General features: G+C 73.7%; 12 protein-coding genes. 3 read left to right on the top strand and 9 right to left on the bottom strand.

What is annotated here, in order from left to right; genetic code table 11:
• Window positions 1-3 precede the first annotated feature (3 nt).
• From AB5J54_RS10640 to AB5J54_RS10655, 4 genes are all read right to left on the bottom strand, one after another.
• Window positions 4-1,419 carry a lysine N(6)-hydroxylase/L-ornithine N(5)-oxygenase family protein gene (locus AB5J54_RS10640; RefSeq protein WP_369143673.1) on the bottom strand — a complete coding sequence of 472 codons (1,416 nt, stop codon included), beginning with the start codon at window positions 1,417-1,419 and terminating at the stop codon, window positions 4-6.
• Window positions 1,416-2,792 (bottom strand): aspartate aminotransferase family protein, encoded by a 1,377-nt coding sequence (locus AB5J54_RS10645; protein WP_369143674.1) that lies wholly within the window; start codon window positions 2,790-2,792, stop codon window positions 1,416-1,418. Before AB5J54_RS10645 ends, AB5J54_RS10640 begins: the two co-directional genes overlap by 4 nt.
• Window positions 2,793-3,159: 367 nt before the next feature.
• Window positions 3,160-4,743, bottom strand: coding sequence for a multicopper oxidase family protein (locus AB5J54_RS10650; RefSeq protein WP_369143675.1), 1,584 nt, complete (start codon window positions 4,741-4,743; stop codon window positions 3,160-3,162).
• On the bottom strand, window positions 4,736-5,113 hold the full coding sequence (locus AB5J54_RS10655) for a hypothetical protein (RefSeq protein WP_369143676.1): 378 nt from the start codon (window positions 5,111-5,113) through the stop codon (window positions 4,736-4,738). The genes AB5J54_RS10650 and AB5J54_RS10655 overlap by 8 nt, the downstream gene beginning before the upstream one ends.
• A gap of 105 nt (window positions 5,114-5,218) precedes the next feature.
• Between AB5J54_RS10655 and AB5J54_RS10660 the strand changes: the two genes are divergently transcribed.
• Window positions 5,219-6,109: a LysR family transcriptional regulator gene (locus AB5J54_RS10660; RefSeq protein WP_369143677.1), complete on the top strand. Its 891-nt coding sequence runs from the start codon at window positions 5,219-5,221 to the stop codon at window positions 6,107-6,109.
• Here AB5J54_RS10660 and pepN read toward each other — a convergent pair.
• The 4 genes from pepN to AB5J54_RS10680 are packed head-to-tail and all read right to left on the bottom strand — an operon-like array spanning window position 6,106 to window position 10,848.
• Window positions 6,106-8,589, bottom strand: coding sequence for an aminopeptidase N (gene pepN, locus AB5J54_RS10665; protein WP_369143678.1), 2,484 nt, complete (start codon window positions 8,587-8,589; stop codon window positions 6,106-6,108). The genes AB5J54_RS10660 and pepN overlap by 4 nt on opposite strands.
• 50 nt (window positions 8,590-8,639) lie before the next feature.
• Window positions 8,640-9,626, bottom strand: coding sequence for an asparaginase (locus AB5J54_RS10670; RefSeq protein ID WP_369143679.1), 987 nt, complete (start codon window positions 9,624-9,626; stop codon window positions 8,640-8,642).
• On the bottom strand, window positions 9,626-9,949 hold the full coding sequence (locus tag AB5J54_RS10675) for a chorismate mutase (RefSeq protein ID WP_041128714.1): 324 nt from the start codon (window positions 9,947-9,949) through the stop codon (window positions 9,626-9,628). The genes AB5J54_RS10670 and AB5J54_RS10675 overlap by 1 nt, the downstream gene beginning before the upstream one ends.
• 11 nt (window positions 9,950-9,960) lie before the next feature.
• Window positions 9,961-10,848: an AraC family transcriptional regulator gene (locus AB5J54_RS10680; RefSeq protein WP_369143680.1), complete on the bottom strand. Its 888-nt coding sequence runs from the start codon at window positions 10,846-10,848 to the stop codon at window positions 9,961-9,963.
• 84 nt (window positions 10,849-10,932) lie between these two features.
• Between AB5J54_RS10680 and AB5J54_RS10685 the strand changes: the two genes are divergently transcribed.
• Window positions 10,933-12,678 carry a beta-galactosidase family protein gene (locus AB5J54_RS10685; RefSeq protein WP_369143681.1) on the top strand — a complete coding sequence of 582 codons (1,746 nt, stop codon included), beginning with the start codon at window positions 10,933-10,935 and terminating at the stop codon, window positions 12,676-12,678.
• Window positions 12,679-12,780: 102 nt separating this feature from the next.
• Here AB5J54_RS10685 and AB5J54_RS10690 read toward each other — a convergent pair whose 3' ends face one another.
• Entirely contained in the window at window positions 12,781-13,551 is a 771-nt protein-coding gene (locus tag AB5J54_RS10690; RefSeq protein WP_369149283.1) for a trypsin-like serine protease, read from the bottom strand.
• A 197-nt stretch (window positions 13,552-13,748) separates the two neighbouring features.
• Here AB5J54_RS10690 and AB5J54_RS10695 point away from each other — a divergent pair, with 197 nt between their 5' ends.
• Complete coding sequence (locus AB5J54_RS10695; RefSeq protein WP_369143682.1) at window positions 13,749-14,633, top strand: hypothetical protein; 885 nt, start codon at window positions 13,749-13,751, stop codon at window positions 14,631-14,633.
• The last annotated feature ends 45 nt before the right edge of the window (window positions 14,634-14,678 follow it).

Genomic DNA, 14,678 nt, shown 5'->3' on the forward strand with positions numbered 1-14,678 from the left:
TCGTCACACGTTCTGAGCGAGAGGCGTCAGCTTCCGGTCCTGGGCCGGGATGCTCGGCGCCTCTCGCGTCTCCAGGCCGAAGGTGGTGAAGGCCGTGCGGCGCGGCAGCGGGTACGGCTCCTTGCCGGTGACCGAGTTGAGGATGGTCGCGCTGCGCCAGGCCGCGAGGCCCAGGTCGGGGGCGCCGACACCATGGGTGTGCCGCTCGGCGTTCTGGACGTACACGGAGCCGGTGACGGACGGGTCGAGGACCAGCCGGTACCGCTCGTCGACCCGCGCGCGGCCGGCGGCGTCATGCCGCAGATACGGGTCGAGTCCGGCGAGCATCCGGTCCACCGGGCGCTCCCGGTAGCCGGTCGCGAGGACGACGGCGTCGGTGGTGAGCCGGGAGCGGCTGCCCTCCTGGACGTGCTCCAGGTGCAGTTCGACCTGGGTGGTGGCGACCCGGCCCGCGGTGCGGACCCGGACGCCGGGGGTGAGGACGGCGTCGGGCCAGCCGCCGTGCAGGGTGCGGCGGTAGAGCTCGTCGTGGATGGCGGCGATGGTGTCCGCGTCGATGCCCTTGTGCAACTGCCACTGGCGGGGCACGAGTTCGCCGCGCACCGGCTCGGGCAGGGCGTGGAAGTAGCGGGTGTAGTCGGGGGTGAAGTGCTCCAGGCCGAGCTTCGAGTACTCCATGGGCGCGAAGGCCTCGGTGCGGGCGAGCCAGTGGATGCGCTCGGCTCCGGCGGGACGGGCGCGGAGCAGGTCGAGGAAGACCTCGGCGCCGGACTGGCCGGAACCGATGACGGTGACGTGACCGGCGCGCAGCAGCGTCTCGCGGTGGGTGAGGTAGTCGGCGGAGTGGATCACCGGGATGCCGGGGGCGTCGGCGAGCGGACGGAGCGGCTCGGGGACGTACGGCTCGGTGCCGACGCCCAGGACCACGTTCCGGGTGTAGGCGCGGCCCAGGGCCTCGGCCTCGCCCGCCGGGTCGATCTGGGTGAAGTCGACCTCGAAGAGGCGCCGCTCGGGGTTCCAGCGGACGGAGTCGACCTGGTGGCCGAAGTGCAGGCCGGGGAGCCGCTCGCTGACCCAGCGGCAGTAGGCGTCGTACTCGGCGCGCTGGATGTGGAACCTCTCGGCGAAGTAGAAGGGGAAGAGGCGCTCGCGGCTCTTCAGGTAGTTGAGGAAGGTCCAGGGGCTCGCGGGGTCGGCGAGGGTCACCAGGTCGGCCAGGAACGGGACCTGGAGGGTGGCGCCGTCGAGGAGCAGCCCCGGGTGCCAGTGGAAGGCCGGCCGCTGCTCGTAGAAGGCGGCGGCGAGGCCGCCGGGGACGCCGTGCGCGAGGGCGGCGAGCGAGAGGTTGAAGGGGCCGATGCCGACGCCCACCAGGTCGTGGGGCTGGTCGAGGTCCTGCTCGGGGGTGCTGCCGGTCATCGGTGCGTGCTGCCTTCCACGAGGGTGAGGATCCGGGCGAGGTCGCCGGAGGTGGTGCGGGGGTTGAGCAGGGTGGCCTTGAGCCAGAGACGGCCGTCGGCCCGCGCCCGGCCGAGGACGGCGCGGCCCTCGGCGAGGAGGGTGCGGCGGATCGCGGCGACGGTCGTGTCGTCGGCGCCGGTGGGCCGGAAGAGGACGGTGGTGAGGGTGGGGCGTTCCCTGAGGTCGAGGCCGGGGGCCTTCTCCACCAGATCGGCGAGCTCCTGGGCGAGGTCCATGCACGTGTCGACGAGCCCGCCGAGGCCGGTGCGGCCGAGGGCCCGGAGCGTCACCGCGGTCTTGAGGACGTCGGGGCGGCGGGTGGTGCGCAGGGAACGGCCGAGGAGGTCGGGGAGACCGGCCTCGGTGTCGTCGTCGGCGTTGAGGTAGTCCGCGGTGTGGCCGAGGACGGCGAGGTCGGCGGTGTCGCGTACGGCGAGGAGTCCCGCGGCGGCCGGCTGCCAGCCGAGTTTGTGCAGGTCGACGGTGACGGTACGGGCCCGGTCGAGGCCGTCGAGGAGACGGCGGTGGGTACGGCTGAAAAGGACGGGCCCGCCGTACGCGGCGTCGACGTGCAGCTCGGCGCGGGAGGTCGCGTGCCCGCAGACGTCGGCGATCGCGGGGAGCGGGTCGATCAGGCCCTCGTCGGTGGTCCCGGCGGTGGCGGCGACGAGAACGGGCCCCGTCTCCCGGTCCAGGGCCTCGGCGAGGGCCGCCGGATCCATGACCCCTGTCGGGGTGGGCACGGTGACCGGCTCTGCCATGCCGAGGAGCCAGGCGGCGCGACGGAAGGAGTGGTGGGCGTTGGCGCCGACGACGATCCGCAGTCCGGCTCCGTGCCGCTCCCGGGCGAGGAGCAGCGCGAGCTGGTTGGACTCCGTGCCGCCGGTGGTGACCAGCGCGTCGGGGGCTTCCGCTTCGGGGAAGACCTCGGCGGCCAGGGCTGCCGTGACCTCGGCCTCCAGGGCGGAGGCCGCGGGGGCCTGGTCCCAGGAGTCCATGGACGGATTCAGCGCCGAGGCGGCGAGATCGGCGGCCGCGGCGAGTGCGAGGGGCGGGGTGTGGAGGTGGGCGGCGCAGAGGGGGTGAGCGGGGTCGGCGGCGCCCTCGGCGAGGGCCTGCACGAGGGTACGGAGGGCTTCGTCGGGTCCGGTGCCGGTGTCGGGGAGTACGGCTCCGAGCGCCGCGATCCGCCGGGCCACGGCCTCCGGTCCTCCCGCCGGCAGGGGGCCGCCCCTGACCTGCGCGCCCTCGCGGAGGGCGTCGAGGACCGTGCCGAGGAGGCGGCTGAGGGCGGTGGGGTCGGAGGCGAGGGGCGGGGGTGCGGCACGCATGGACGACAGGGTGGCGGGCCTTGCGGGGCGCTGTCCGGGGAGTCCCCCGATGTGACCCGAACGAGGGACACGCGACGCGTCCGCGCCCCGGCGCCGTGTGGGCAATCGTCCCGCAGGGCGGGACGGGTGGGCACACGGGACGGCGCCCTTCAGCGGCGCCTCTGCGTTCCGAGCCTGGACCCGCACCACCGGATCGGTGCACGGGGTGCGGGTCCAGGCGCGGAAGCCTCTGGCGCCGGCAGGGGCGCCGTCCGTTGTGCCCACCCGTTCCGCCCCTCGCGGAACGCCTGCCCACAACGGGGACGGCGCCGCTCCGTTGCGGGTGGGCACCGCCCCTTGCGGAACGCCTGCCCACAACGGGGGTGGTTCAGGTGACCTGGAGGTTTGCCATCATGCCCATGTCCTCGTGTTCCGCGTTGTGGCAGTGGAAGAGGTACCGGCCCCGGTAGCCCTCCCACCGCGTGATGATCTCCGCCGATTCGCCCGGCCGGAGGGACACCGTGTCCTTCAGGCCCCCGTCGTGCGGCAGCGGCGCCTCGCCGCCCCGGGAGAGGATGCGGAAGCCCGTCAGGTGGAGGTGGACGGGGTGGTGGACGTCCGCGACCAGGCGCCAGATCTCCACGTCGCCGAGGCGGACCGTGACATCGCTGCGAGCGGGGTCGAAGGGGAGGCCTCCGATCAGCCAGCCGTGGCCGCCGTCCTCGCCCATGCGGCCCGCGCGGAAGGAGAAGTCGCGGACCCGGACCGCCTCCGACCGCCGCCACCTCGGGAGGTCCGGCGAGAGGACGGGCGGGACGCGACTGTCGTCCGCCGCCTTGCGGGTCACCCTGAAGGCCATCACGTCACGGGTGCGGCCGGAGCCCAGGCGGTTGACGAGCTTCACCAGGGTCCCGACCGGGACTCGGGCGAAGTCGACGACCAGGTCGTAGCGTTCGGCCGGGGCGACCGGCAGCGTGAAGTGCTTCACGGGTGCCGCCAGCAGGCCCTGGTCCGACCCGATCTGGGCGAACTCGAGCATGCGCCCGTCGCCCTCGTCGACGAACGCCAGCTCGTAGTGCCGGGCGTTCGACGCGTTCAGGAGGCGCAGCCGGTAGCGGGCCGCGTCGACCTCGTGCACGGGCCAGGGCGCGCCGTTGACGAGGACCACGTCGCCGAGGACCCCGGCCACGTAGGGCTCGCGGACGCCCGGGCGGCCCCGCAGCGTGGGGTCGAGGGACGGGTAGTCGAGGCTGCCGTCGGCGGCGAAGGAACGGTCCGCGATCATCAGGGGCAGTTCGCGCGGCCCCGACGGCAGTCCGAGGGCCTCCTCGGCGTCGTCGCGCACGATGTGCAGTCCGGCGAGGCCCCGCCAGATCGCCGGGGCGGTGAAGTCCATCCGGTGGTCGTGGTACCAGAGCAGCGTCGGCCGCTGGTCCATCGGGAAGGTGTAGTCCCGGGTGAGTTCGGTCGTCACCGCCCGCGGGTCGTGCATCCCCCCGTGGTGGCCGCCGGCATGGCCGCTCCAGCCCTCGGGCAGCACCAGGTCCGTCGGGTAGCCGTCCGAGGCCGCGGGCGTGCGTCCGCCGTGCAGGTGCACGACCGTCGGCACGGGCAGTTCGTTGCGGTGCGAGACCGTGACCGGGCGGCCCCGCCGCGACTCGATCGTGGGCCCCGGGAACGTACCGCCGTACGTCCACAGCCGTGTCCGTACGCCGGGCAGGATCTCCGCCGTCACCTCACGCTGGACGATCTCGTAGCGGTCCGCACCGCCGGACGTGGCGACCGGCTTCACCACCGACGGCAGCGGCAGCGGCACCCGGAACGGCGGCGGCAGCGGTACCCCGCTGCGGAGTTCCGCCCCGGTGGCCGCCGGGCGGCGGGACAGGCCGGCGGCCGCCGTGAGACCGCCGGCCGCCATCAGTCCGAGCGCCCCGCCGACAGCGAGGACCCGGCGCCTGGTCGGCTCAGGCATCGACGGCCTCCCGGCGCTCCAGCGGCCGCAGCCACACCGCCGTGAACAGCACGACGACGGCCGCGACGGTGAACACGCCCAGGGGGATGTGGAGCCACAGCGCCCCGGCGGCCCCGGCGAAGTACTGCACCGTCTCGGCGACCGCGAGCCCCAGCGTGACGAAGAACGGCCAGGAGCGGCGCAGCCGCGCCCAGACCACGATCGCGACGACGAGCTGGACGAGGCAGAGCGAGGTGACGACGTCGGCGCCCGTCCCGTGCATGCCGAGACCGTCGAAGTCGCCGCTCAGATAGACGCCGGCGAACACCGGCTGGCCGAAGACCGCCACCACGTGCGCCGTGACGGCGGCTCTCCACACACCCCTCAACATGACGCGCTCTCCCCCTGGTTGTCGGCGCGGAACGGTCATGACGCTATGGCCGGGGCGATAATCTGTCCAAGATCAGTATCGCTATCGGGATATGACCCTGGGGGCATGATGGATCTCCACGCGCTCCGCCAGTTCGTCGTCGTGGCCCGCCTGGAGCACCTCAGCCGCGCGGCCGAGGAACTCCGTGTGGCCCAGCCCTCGTTGAGCCGCACCGTGGCCCGGCTGGAGAGCGAGCTGGGCACTCCGCTGTTCGACCGGGTCGGCCGGCTCCGGCTGAACGACGCGGGGAGGGTCTTCCTTCGGCACGTCGAGCGGTCCCTCGGGGAGCTGGACGCGGGCCGCCGGGCCGTCGCCGCGATCTCGGGCGGGGAGTTCGGCACCGTACGGGTGGCCTCGGAGACGTTCCTGACCCTGACCGGGCCGCTGGGGGCGTTCAAGCGGGCCCATCCCGGAGTCGAGGTCGAGCTCCATCAGATGGCCGCCGAGGAGATGGCCCGCAGTCTGCGCAGCCAGGAGGTGGACCTCTGCGTCGCCTCGCAGCCGTTCCCGCAGGAGGGCCTGGAGGCGGTCCGGCTGCTCGACGAGGCGGTGTGGGTGGTCGCGCCGCTCGACCACCCGCTGGCGGGCCGGGACTCGGTGACCGTCGGCGAGCTCGCCGACGAGCCCTTCGTGACCACACGCACGGGCCACTGGCAGCGCAGGCTCCTCGACCGGCTCTTCACCGGGAACGGCCAGGCGCCCCCGCGGATCGTCTGCGAGGGCGACGAGCCCAGCGCCACCGCGATCCTGGTGGCGGCAGGGCTCGGCATCGGCCTCATCCCGGACATGGCCCGGCGCAGCGCGACCCGCGCCCCCGTCGCCTGGATCGCCGTGGACAGCCCCGACTGCCGGCGTACCCTCACCCTGCTCCGGTACGCCGACGGCCGTCCGGCCGGCGCCGCGCGCCTGATGCACGCGGCGCTGACCGGCTGGGACTGGTCGGGAGGACCGGTCTAGCCGCGGAAGCGCAGGGCCCGGCGCAGGTCGTCGAGCTGGTCGACGAGCCAGCGGTGGAGGGCGGGGATCATCCTGTCGTCCGCGAGGTGGGACTCGCCGAGGGCCAGGGAGTCGGCGTCGATCGCGTACGCGGGGAAGGCGTAGCGGCCGGCGGCCTCGCCCATCGCGGGGCCCCGGCGGTCGCCGAGCGCGACGGCCGCCGCGTAGAAGCGCGGCACGTACTCCCGTACGAGCTCGGCCTGTTCGGGCTGCCAGAAGCCCCGGGCGGTGGCGGTGAAGAGGTAGTTGGAGAGGTCGTCGGAGTCGAAGAGCGCCGACCAGGCGGCGGCCTTCGCCTCGGGGGTGGGCAGGGAGGCCCGGCAGCGGGCGGCGCCCTCCTGGCCGGTGGCGCTGGGGTCCCGCTCCAGTTCGGCGGCGATCGCGGTCTCGTCGGTGGCGCCGAGGACGGCGAGGCGGGCGAGGATCCGCCAGCGCAGCTCGGGGTCGAGCTCCGGGCCGCCGTGGACGGTGCCCTCGTCGAGCCAGGAGGCGATCTTGTCGGGGGTGGTGGCGCTGTCGATGCAGGCGCGGACGGCGGTGAGCCGCAGTCCGGGCTCCTCGCCGTCCTCGGTGCGGCGCAGCAGGGCGCGGGCGATCTCGCTGAGGGTGGCGAGGGCGGCGGGCCGCTCGGCCTCGGGGACGTACCGGTCGGCGATCTGGGTGCGGGCGAAGCCGAGGACGCCCTGGACGAGGGCGAGTTCGGTCTCCTCGGGCAGGTGCGCGAGGGCGGTCTCCAGGTAGGCGGCGGGCTCCAGTTCGCCGTCGCGGACCATGTCGCGCATCGCGTTCCAGACGACGGCCCGGGTGAGGGCGTCGGGGATGCGGGAGAGGCCGCGGAGGGCGGATTCGCCGGAGATCTCGTCGAAGCGGAGCTTGGTGTAGGTGAGGTCGCCGTCGTTGAGGACGACGAGGGCGGGGCGCGGGCCCGCGAGCTCGGCGGGCGCCTCCTGCGGGACGTCGAGCTCGCGGTGCTCGCGCAGGGCGAGTTCGCCGTCGGGCTGCCGGTCGTAGATCCCGGCCCGGATGCGGTGCGGGCGGCTGCCGTCGCGGTCGACGGCGAGCTGCCAGTGGGTGCCCTCGCCGTCGAGGCGGGGGGTGAGGACGTCGACGCCGGTGGTGCGCAGCCACTGTGCGGCCCAGCCGTGGACGTCGCGGTCGGTGGCGGCGGCCAGGTTGTCGATGAAGTCGGCGAGGGTGGCGTTGCCGAACTTGTGGCGCTTGAAGTGGATGTTGATGCCGGCGAGGAAGTCCTTCTCGCCGAGCCAGGCGACGAGCTGGCGCAGGGCGGAGGCGCCCTTGGCGTAGGAGATGCCGTCGAAGTTGAGGAGGGCGGATGCGGTGTCGGGGACGGCTTCCGGGTCGGGGGCGACGGCGTGGGTGGAGGGCCGCTGGTCCGCCTCGTATCCCCAGGACTTGCGGGTGACGCCGAAGTCGATCCAGGTGTCGGGGAAGAGGTCGGAGCAGGCCTCGTTGATGGTCTGGTAGCCCATGTACTCGGCGAAGGACTCGTTCAGCCAGATGTCGTCCCACCAGCGCAGGGTGACGAGGTCGCCGAACCACATGTGGGCCATCTCGTGGGCGATGACCATGGCGCGGGTCTGGCGTTCGGTGACGGTGACGGCGGAGCGGAAGACGAACTCGTCGCGGAAGGTGACGAGTCCGGGGTTCTCCATGGCGCCGGCGTTGAACTCGGGGACGAAGGCCTGGTCGTACGAGTCGAAGGGGTAGGGCTCCTCGAACTTCTCGTGGTAGCGGTCGTAGCAGGCCTTGGTGACGGCGAGGATCTCGTCGGCGTCGGCGTCGAGGTGGGCGGCGAGGGAGCGGCGGCAGTGGATGCCGAAGGGCAGGCCGGCGTGCTCGGTGCGGATGCTGTGGAAGGGGCCGGCGGCGACGCAGACGAGGTAGGTGGAGAGCAGCGGGGTGGGGGCGGCCTGCCAGCGGCCGTCCTCCTGCCGCTCGGTGATGCCGTTGGAGAGGACGGTCCAGCCCTCGGGGGCCTTGACGCCCACCTCGAAGACGGCCTTCAGGTCGGGCTGGTCGAAGCCGGCGAAGACGCGCTGGACGTCCTCCATGAACAGCTGGGTGTAGACGTACGACTCGCCGTCGGTGGGGTCGGTGAAGCGGTGCATGCCCTCGCCGGTGCGGGAGTACCGCATGGTGGTGCTGATGCGCAGGGTGTGCTCGCCCTCGGTGAGGGTCAGCGGGAGCCGGTTGCCGTCGAGGGTGGTGACGTCGAGGGGCTCGTCGTCGAGGACGGCGGAGTGCAGGGTCTCGGGCTTGAGCTCGACGAAGGTGTCCCCCGCGGCGCGGGCCGTGAAGCGGATGAGGCTCTGTGACTCGAAGGTCTCGTCGCCGGTGGTGAGGTCGAGGTCCACGCGGTAGTGGTGGACGTCGAGGAGCTGGGCACGGGTCTGCGCTTCGTCGCGCGTCAGTACGGACATGGGCCCTATGCTGCCCGATCACTCTCTTCCGGGGCAGGGGGTGTGGGGCCTCAGGCCAGGCCGGAGCCGTTCAGGTGGGTGAAGGCGGCGGCGATGCGGGGCCGGTCGTAGCCGGTCGGTCCGGCGGCTCCGCTGGAGATGAGGGTGTGGAGCAGGATCCGGGCCTTGGCGGGGTCGAGCGGGCCCGCGGGGATCAGTCCGTGGTGCAGCAGGTCGTACTCGGAGCCGGGGCTGCGGTAGGTGTGCGAGAGGGTCGCGCCGCCGCCGGTGCGGGAGGCCAGGACGACGGGGATGCGGCGGGCGATCTCGGCGAGGGGTTCGACGAGCGGGGCGGGGGCGTGTCCGGCGCCGAAGGCGGCGACGACGAGGCCCTGGAAGCGGTCGTCGACGGCGTCGAGGAGTTCGCCGCGGTCGCCGAGGGAGAGGGTCACCAGGGCGACCCTTACGGCGGGGTCGAGCTTCAGGGCGCAGAGCGTGGTGGGGGCGGCGGGGCGGAGCAGGATCCGGGGCTCGCCCTCGACGACGGTGCCGATCGGTCCGGCGCCGGGTGAGGCGAAGGTGGCGATCGAGGTGGTGTGGGTCTTGCGGGCGAGGCGGGCGGCGTGGATCTCGTCGGCGAGGACGACGAGGACGCCGAGGTTCCGGCAGGCGGGGTCGGCGGCGACGGCGAGCGCGGCGGCGAGGTTGGCGGGGCCGTCGGCGCCGGGCAGGTCGGGCCGGCGCATGGCGCCGGTGACCGCGATGGGCTGCTCGGTGGTGCAGAGCAGGTCGAGGAGGAAGGCGGTCTCCTCCAGGGTGTCGGTGCCCTGGACGACGACCACGCCGGAGCCGTCCGCGACGGCCTTGCGGACCTCGTCGGCGAGGGCGGCGAGGTCCTCGAAGGAGAGGGTGGAGCTGGGGACGCGGCGGAAGTCCCGCAGCTCGACGTCCTCGGGGGCGCCGAGTCCGGCGAGGACCTCCTGGCCGGTCATGCGGGCGGCGTCACCGCCTCGGGCGGAGATGGTGCCTCCGAGGGTGAAGACAGTGACGCGGCCCATCAGCGTGCTCCGTCCGCAATCGTCTCGTGGTGCCGGATGACCTCGGCGATGATGAAGTTCAGGAGTTTCTCCGCGAAGGCCGGGTCCAGTTTCGCGCTCTCGGCGAGTTCCCGCAGCCGGGCGATCTGGCGGGCCTCGCGGGCGGGGTCGGCGGGCGGGAGCTGGTGCTCGGCCTTGAGGACGCCGACCTGCTGGGTGCACTTGAAGCGCTCGGCGAGCATGTGCACGACCGCGGCGTCGATGTTGTCGATGCTTTCGCGCAGCCGCGTCAGTTCGGCGATGACGGTCGGGTCGATGGCACTGGTGTCGCTGGTGTCGCTCATGATCTGCGAGCTTAGACGGATCTGGCGGCGATCGTGGGCGGGTGTTCGGGATCCGGAACGACGTTGCTCCAGCCGCCGTGCACGGACCGCCCCTGCTGTTCGCGGAATCGGATGGGCGCGATCCCGACCCGGCGGGTGAAGAGCCGGGAGAAGTAGGCGGGGTCGTCGTAGCCGACGCGGCGGGCGACGGCGGCGACGGGCAGCTCGGTGGCGGCGAGGAGCTCCTTGGCACGGCCGAGGCGGACGGTGAGCAGATAGTCCTTGGGGCTGCATCCGGCGGCGCGGCGGACGGCGGTGCGCAGCTCGGCGGCGGTCATGCCGTGCCGGGCGGCGTGGTCGGCGACGGAGAACGGCTGGAAGGCGTCGCGGGCGAGGGCGGCGAGGACGGGGTCCCCGTCGGCGTTGGTGTCGGCGCGGGCCCGGCGCAGGGCGACGAGGAGTTCGTGGACGGCGGCCCCCGTCTCGACCTCCAGGAGGGGGTTGCCCGGGCGGGCGGCGCGGGCGATGCGGCTGATGGCGGCGCGGGCGGGGGCGGCGTCGGAGAGGGGGACGACGGGCCGGTCGGGCTCGATGTAGCCGAGTTCGGTGTAGGTCGCGGTGGCGGGTCCGGAGAAGTCGACGAAGGCCTCGTCCCAGCCGGTGACGGGGTCGGCGGAGTAGTGGTGGGGGGTGCCGGGGGTGAGCCAGAGGAGGGCGGGGGCGGTGACGGTGCTGCGGCGCCCGTCGGCGCCCCGGTACCAGCCGCCGCCGGCGGAGACGACGACGGCGACGTGGTGGTCGAGGGTGCGCGGGCCGACGGTGGGCAGGGTGCCGTGCTGGAGTCCGACGCCGAGGCAGACGAGGCCGAGGCGGTGGTGGACGGGGCTGGGCGTGAAGTAACGCATCCAGGTGTGGTACATCGCGCAGCCCGCTCTCTCTAACGTCCAAACTGCGACGATCTTTGTCCATGGACCGCGCCGCCGCCAGGGGGTCAGGGTGAGGCCATGAGCACGTTCGCTGTGGGTGACGAGGACTTTCTGCTCGACGGGCGGCCGGTGCGGTTGCTCTCGGGGGCGCTGCACTACTTCCGGGTGCACGAGGGGCACTGGGAGCACCGGCTCGGGATGCTGCGCGCGATGGGCCTCGACTGCGTCGAGACGTACGTCCCGTGGAACCTGCACGAGCCGGAGCCCGGCCGGTACGCGGACGTGGCGGCGCTCGGCCGGTTCCTGGACGCGGTGGGGCGGGCGGGGATGCGGGCGATCGTGCGCCCGGGCCCGTACATCTGCGCCGAGTGGGAGAACGGCGGGCTTCCGCACTGGCTGACCGGCCCGCTGGGGCGGCGGGTGCGGACCCTCGACCCGGAGTTCCTGGCGCCGGTGGAGGCCTGGTTCCGGCGGCTGCTCCCCCAGGTGGTGGAGCGGCAGGTCGACCGGGGCGGGCCGGTGGTCCTGGTGCAGGTGGAGAACGAGTACGGGAGTTACGGGAGCGACCTGGGCTATCTGGAGTGGCTGGCGGGGCTGCTGCGGGAGTGCGGGGTGAGCGTGCCGCTGTTCACCTCGGACGGGCCCGAGGACCACATGCTGACGGGCGGTTCGGTGCCGGGGGTGCTGGCGACGGCGAACTTCGGCTCGGGGGCGCGGGAGGGCTTCGCGACGCTGCGGCGGCACCAGCCGTCGGGGCCGCTGATGTGCATGGAGTTCTGGTGCGGCTGGTTCGACCACTGGGGCACGGAGCACTCCGTACGGGACGCGGCGGACGCGGCGGCGGCGCTGCGGGAGATCCTGGAGTGCGGGGCCTCGGTCAATGTGTACATGGCGCACGGCGGGACGAACTTCGGCGGCTGGGCGGGGGCGAACCGGGACGGTGAGCTGCACGACGGTCCGCTGCGGCCGACGGTGACCTCGTACGACTACGACGCGCCGGTGGACGAGGCGGGGCGGCCGACGGAGAAGTTCTGGGCCTTCCGCGAGGTGCTCGCGGCGTACGCGGCGGGGCCGCTGCCGGAGCCGCCCGAGCCGCCGGCCCGGCTCGCGGCGCCGGTGTCCGGTGCGCTCGACGGGTGGGCGCCGCTGGACGGGGTCCTGGAGGTGCTCGGCGGCGAGGAGACGGTGGCGCCGATGCCGCCGGCCTTCGAGGAGCTGGGCGTGGACCGGGGTCTGGTCCGCTACCGGGTGGCGGTGCCGGGCCCCCGGCAGCCGTACCCGCTGGGCGTGACGGGGCTGCGGGACCGGGCCGTGGTGTACGTCGACGGGCGGCCGGCGGGGGTGCTGGACGAGGAGGACTGCGTGCTTCCCGAGCCGGTGGCGGGGCCCGCGCTCGTGGACCTGTGGGTGGAGTCGCTCGGCCGGGTCAACTACGGGCCGCGGGTCGCGGAGCCGAAGGGGATCACGGGCGGCGTCCTGCACGAGCGGCAGTATCTGCACGGGGTACGGGCGCGGGGGCTGCGGCTGGACGCCTTCGAGGCGGCGGCGGTCGGCAAGGTGCCGTTCGGGCCGGTCTCCGACGGCCCGGGCCTGTACCGGGGGACGCTCGACGTGACGGGCGCGGGTGACGCGTGGCTGCGGCTGCCGGGCTCGACCCGGGGCTTCGTATGGGTGAACGGCTTCTGCCTGGGCCGCTACTGGGCGACGGGCCCGCAGGAGGCGCTGTTCGTGCCGGGCCCGGTGCTGCGGGAGGGCGCGAACGAGGTGTGGGTGCTGGAGCTGGAGGGCGGCCCCGGGACGGGGCCGGTCCTGGACCCGGCGTGAACGTGGAGGTGCCCCGGAGCCGAGGCCGCTCCGGGGCACCCGTTCACGGTTGCCGCTGGGTCCGGGCCATGCGGGCCGGGTGTGACAGCGGCGCCGGGTCCGCTACAGCGTCGCGGCGGCGGACTTGATGTCGGCGGCGAAGGTCGAGACCTCCGTGTAGACGCCGGGGTAGCCGGCCCGCGCGCAGCCCTCGCCCCAGCTCACGATGCCGACCTGGATCCAGGCCCCGTTGTTGTCCTTGCGGAACATGGGGCCGCCGGAGTCGCCCTGGCAGGTGTCGACCCCGCCCTGGCTGTAGCCGGCGCAGATCTCCTCGGCCGGCACGAGGTCGCTGCCGTAGGCGGCCTGGCAGCTGACGTCGGAGACGAACGGGACGTTCGCCTTGAGCAGGTAGCGCTGCTGCGACCCGCCCTCGCGGGCGGCGCCCCAGCCGGCCACGGTGAAGGTGCCGCTGTTGTACGCGGTGGTGTCGGCGATCTTCAGGTTGGGCAGCGAGGTGATCGGGCTGGCGAGCTTGATCAGCGCCCAGTCCTTGCCCTGGCCGTTGTAGCCGGGGGCCTGGAGGACCTTGGTCGACCGGACCTTGATGGCGCTGCTGGACTGGAGGTCCACGACTCCGGCGGTGGCGGTGATGCTGGTGTTGTTGCCGGAGCCGCTCACACAGTGGGCGGCGGTGAGGACGACCTGAGGGGTGATCAGGGAGCCGCCGCAGCCCATGGAGAGCCTGACCATCCAGGGGAACTCGCCCTGGGCGGCGCGGGTGCCGCCGACGACGGGGGCCGGGGCGGCGGAGGCGGTGGTGGTGGGCTGGAGGCTGACGGCCGCCAGGACGACGGCGCCGGCGGCGGCCAGCTTCTGGAGGGCACGGACCATGCGGTTCTGCTGCTTCACGTGTCTTCCTTCTCTCGTGGGGGGTCGGCCCCGACGGGCGAGGACACCGCACGAGTCGGTGACATGCGCTCGTCAAGGCACGTCCGGATTATGGACAGCGCTCAACTGCCGCCACAAGAAAGCCTTTTCGGCCAGATCCGGTGGGGGGACCGTACAGTGGTCGGGAGAGGGGATCCGGCATGCAGAACCGTCATGAGGCCGACCGTGTCATCCACGGCTTCCCGCACCGCGCCACCGTGCGGGCCTCGCTCACCGCGCTCTACCGCCGCCTCTCCCCCGACGGCGTGCACCGCTACCCGGTCAGCGTGACCGCCGCGGACGTGGCCCTCGGCGACGACGAGGACCTCCACCTCGGCGCCCAGCGGGTGGCCCACGCCCTCGTCCGGCACCTGAGGCTGCCCGAGGCGCGCATCGTGGTGAGCTTCCGGCCCATGGAGTACGCGGCGGCCGTCGAGCTCACCGCGGGCCCCGAGTACTTCGTGGAGCTCAACGACCGCTTCCGGACCCGCCGCAGGGACATCGGCGCGGCCCTCGCCCACGAGATCACCCATGTGCTGCTGCACCGGCTCGGCCTCGGCTTCCCCACCACCGCCGAGAACGAGGTCCTCACCGATGTCACCACCGCCTATCTGGGCGCCGGCTGGCTGCTGCTCGACGCGTACCGGCGGGACGGCGTCGAGAGCCAGAAGCTCGGCTATCTGACCCCGGAGGAGTTCGGCTACGTCCTCGCCAAGCGGGCCGAGGTCTTCGGCGAGGACCCCTCGCCCTGGTTCACCAGCGCGGTGGCGTACGGGGCGTGGGTACGGGGCCGGGCGGAGGCCGCGCGGGAGCGGACCGCGCCGCCGCTCGCCGGGGCGGGCTGGGCCGAGCGCCGCCGGTACACCGCGCAGCGGCGCCGGGGCCGGGCCGCCGAGGACGCTCCGTACGCCTTCGAGGGCGGCGCGCCGGCGACCGGCGTCTCCTTCCTCTGTCCGGTCTGCGCCCAGCGCCTGCGGATCCCGGCCGGGCGGACGCTGCGGGCCCGGTGCGGGGTGTGCGGCTCGGTCCTGGACTGCGCCACCTGACACGGGGACGGAGGAATCGATTTGCGCCGCGCACCGACGGCGCGT

It is taken from the genome of Streptomyces sp. R44 (assembly GCF_041053105.1).
GTDB lineage: Bacteria > Actinomycetota > Actinomycetes > Streptomycetales > Streptomycetaceae > Streptomyces.

Bases quoted from the DNA above. Each gene is read 5' to 3' on its own strand.
- AB5J54_RS10640 (WP_369143673.1), bottom strand. From the start codon at position 1,419: ATGACCGGCAGCACCCCCGAGCAGGACCTCGACCAGCCCCACGACCTG.
- AB5J54_RS10645 (WP_369143674.1), bottom strand. From the start codon at position 2,792: ATGCGTGCCGCACCCCCGCCCCTCGCCTCCGACCCCACCGCCCTCAGC.
- AB5J54_RS10650 (WP_369143675.1), bottom strand. From the start codon at position 4,743: ATGCCTGAGCCGACCAGGCGCCGGGTCCTCGCTGTCGGCGGGGCGCTC.
- AB5J54_RS10655 (WP_369143676.1), bottom strand. From the start codon at position 5,113: ATGTTGAGGGGTGTGTGGAGAGCCGCCGTCACGGCGCACGTGGTGGCG.
- AB5J54_RS10660 (WP_369143677.1), top strand. From the start codon at position 5,219: ATGATGGATCTCCACGCGCTCCGCCAGTTCGTCGTCGTGGCCCGCCTG.
- pepN (WP_369143678.1), bottom strand. From the start codon at position 8,589: ATGTCCGTACTGACGCGCGACGAAGCGCAGACCCGTGCCCAGCTCCTC.
- AB5J54_RS10670 (WP_369143679.1), bottom strand. From the start codon at position 9,626: ATGGGCCGCGTCACTGTCTTCACCCTCGGAGGCACCATCTCCGCCCGA.
- AB5J54_RS10675 (WP_041128714.1), bottom strand. From the start codon at position 9,949: ATGAGCGACACCAGCGACACCAGTGCCATCGACCCGACCGTCATCGCC.
- AB5J54_RS10680 (WP_369143680.1), bottom strand. From the start codon at position 10,848: ATGTACCACACCTGGATGCGTTACTTCACGCCCAGCCCCGTCCACCAC.
- AB5J54_RS10685 (WP_369143681.1), top strand. From the start codon at position 10,933: ATGAGCACGTTCGCTGTGGGTGACGAGGACTTTCTGCTCGACGGGCGG.
- AB5J54_RS10690 (WP_369149283.1), bottom strand. From the start codon at position 13,551: ATGGTCCGTGCCCTCCAGAAGCTGGCCGCCGCCGGCGCCGTCGTCCTG.
- AB5J54_RS10695 (WP_369143682.1), top strand. From the start codon at position 13,749: ATGCAGAACCGTCATGAGGCCGACCGTGTCATCCACGGCTTCCCGCAC.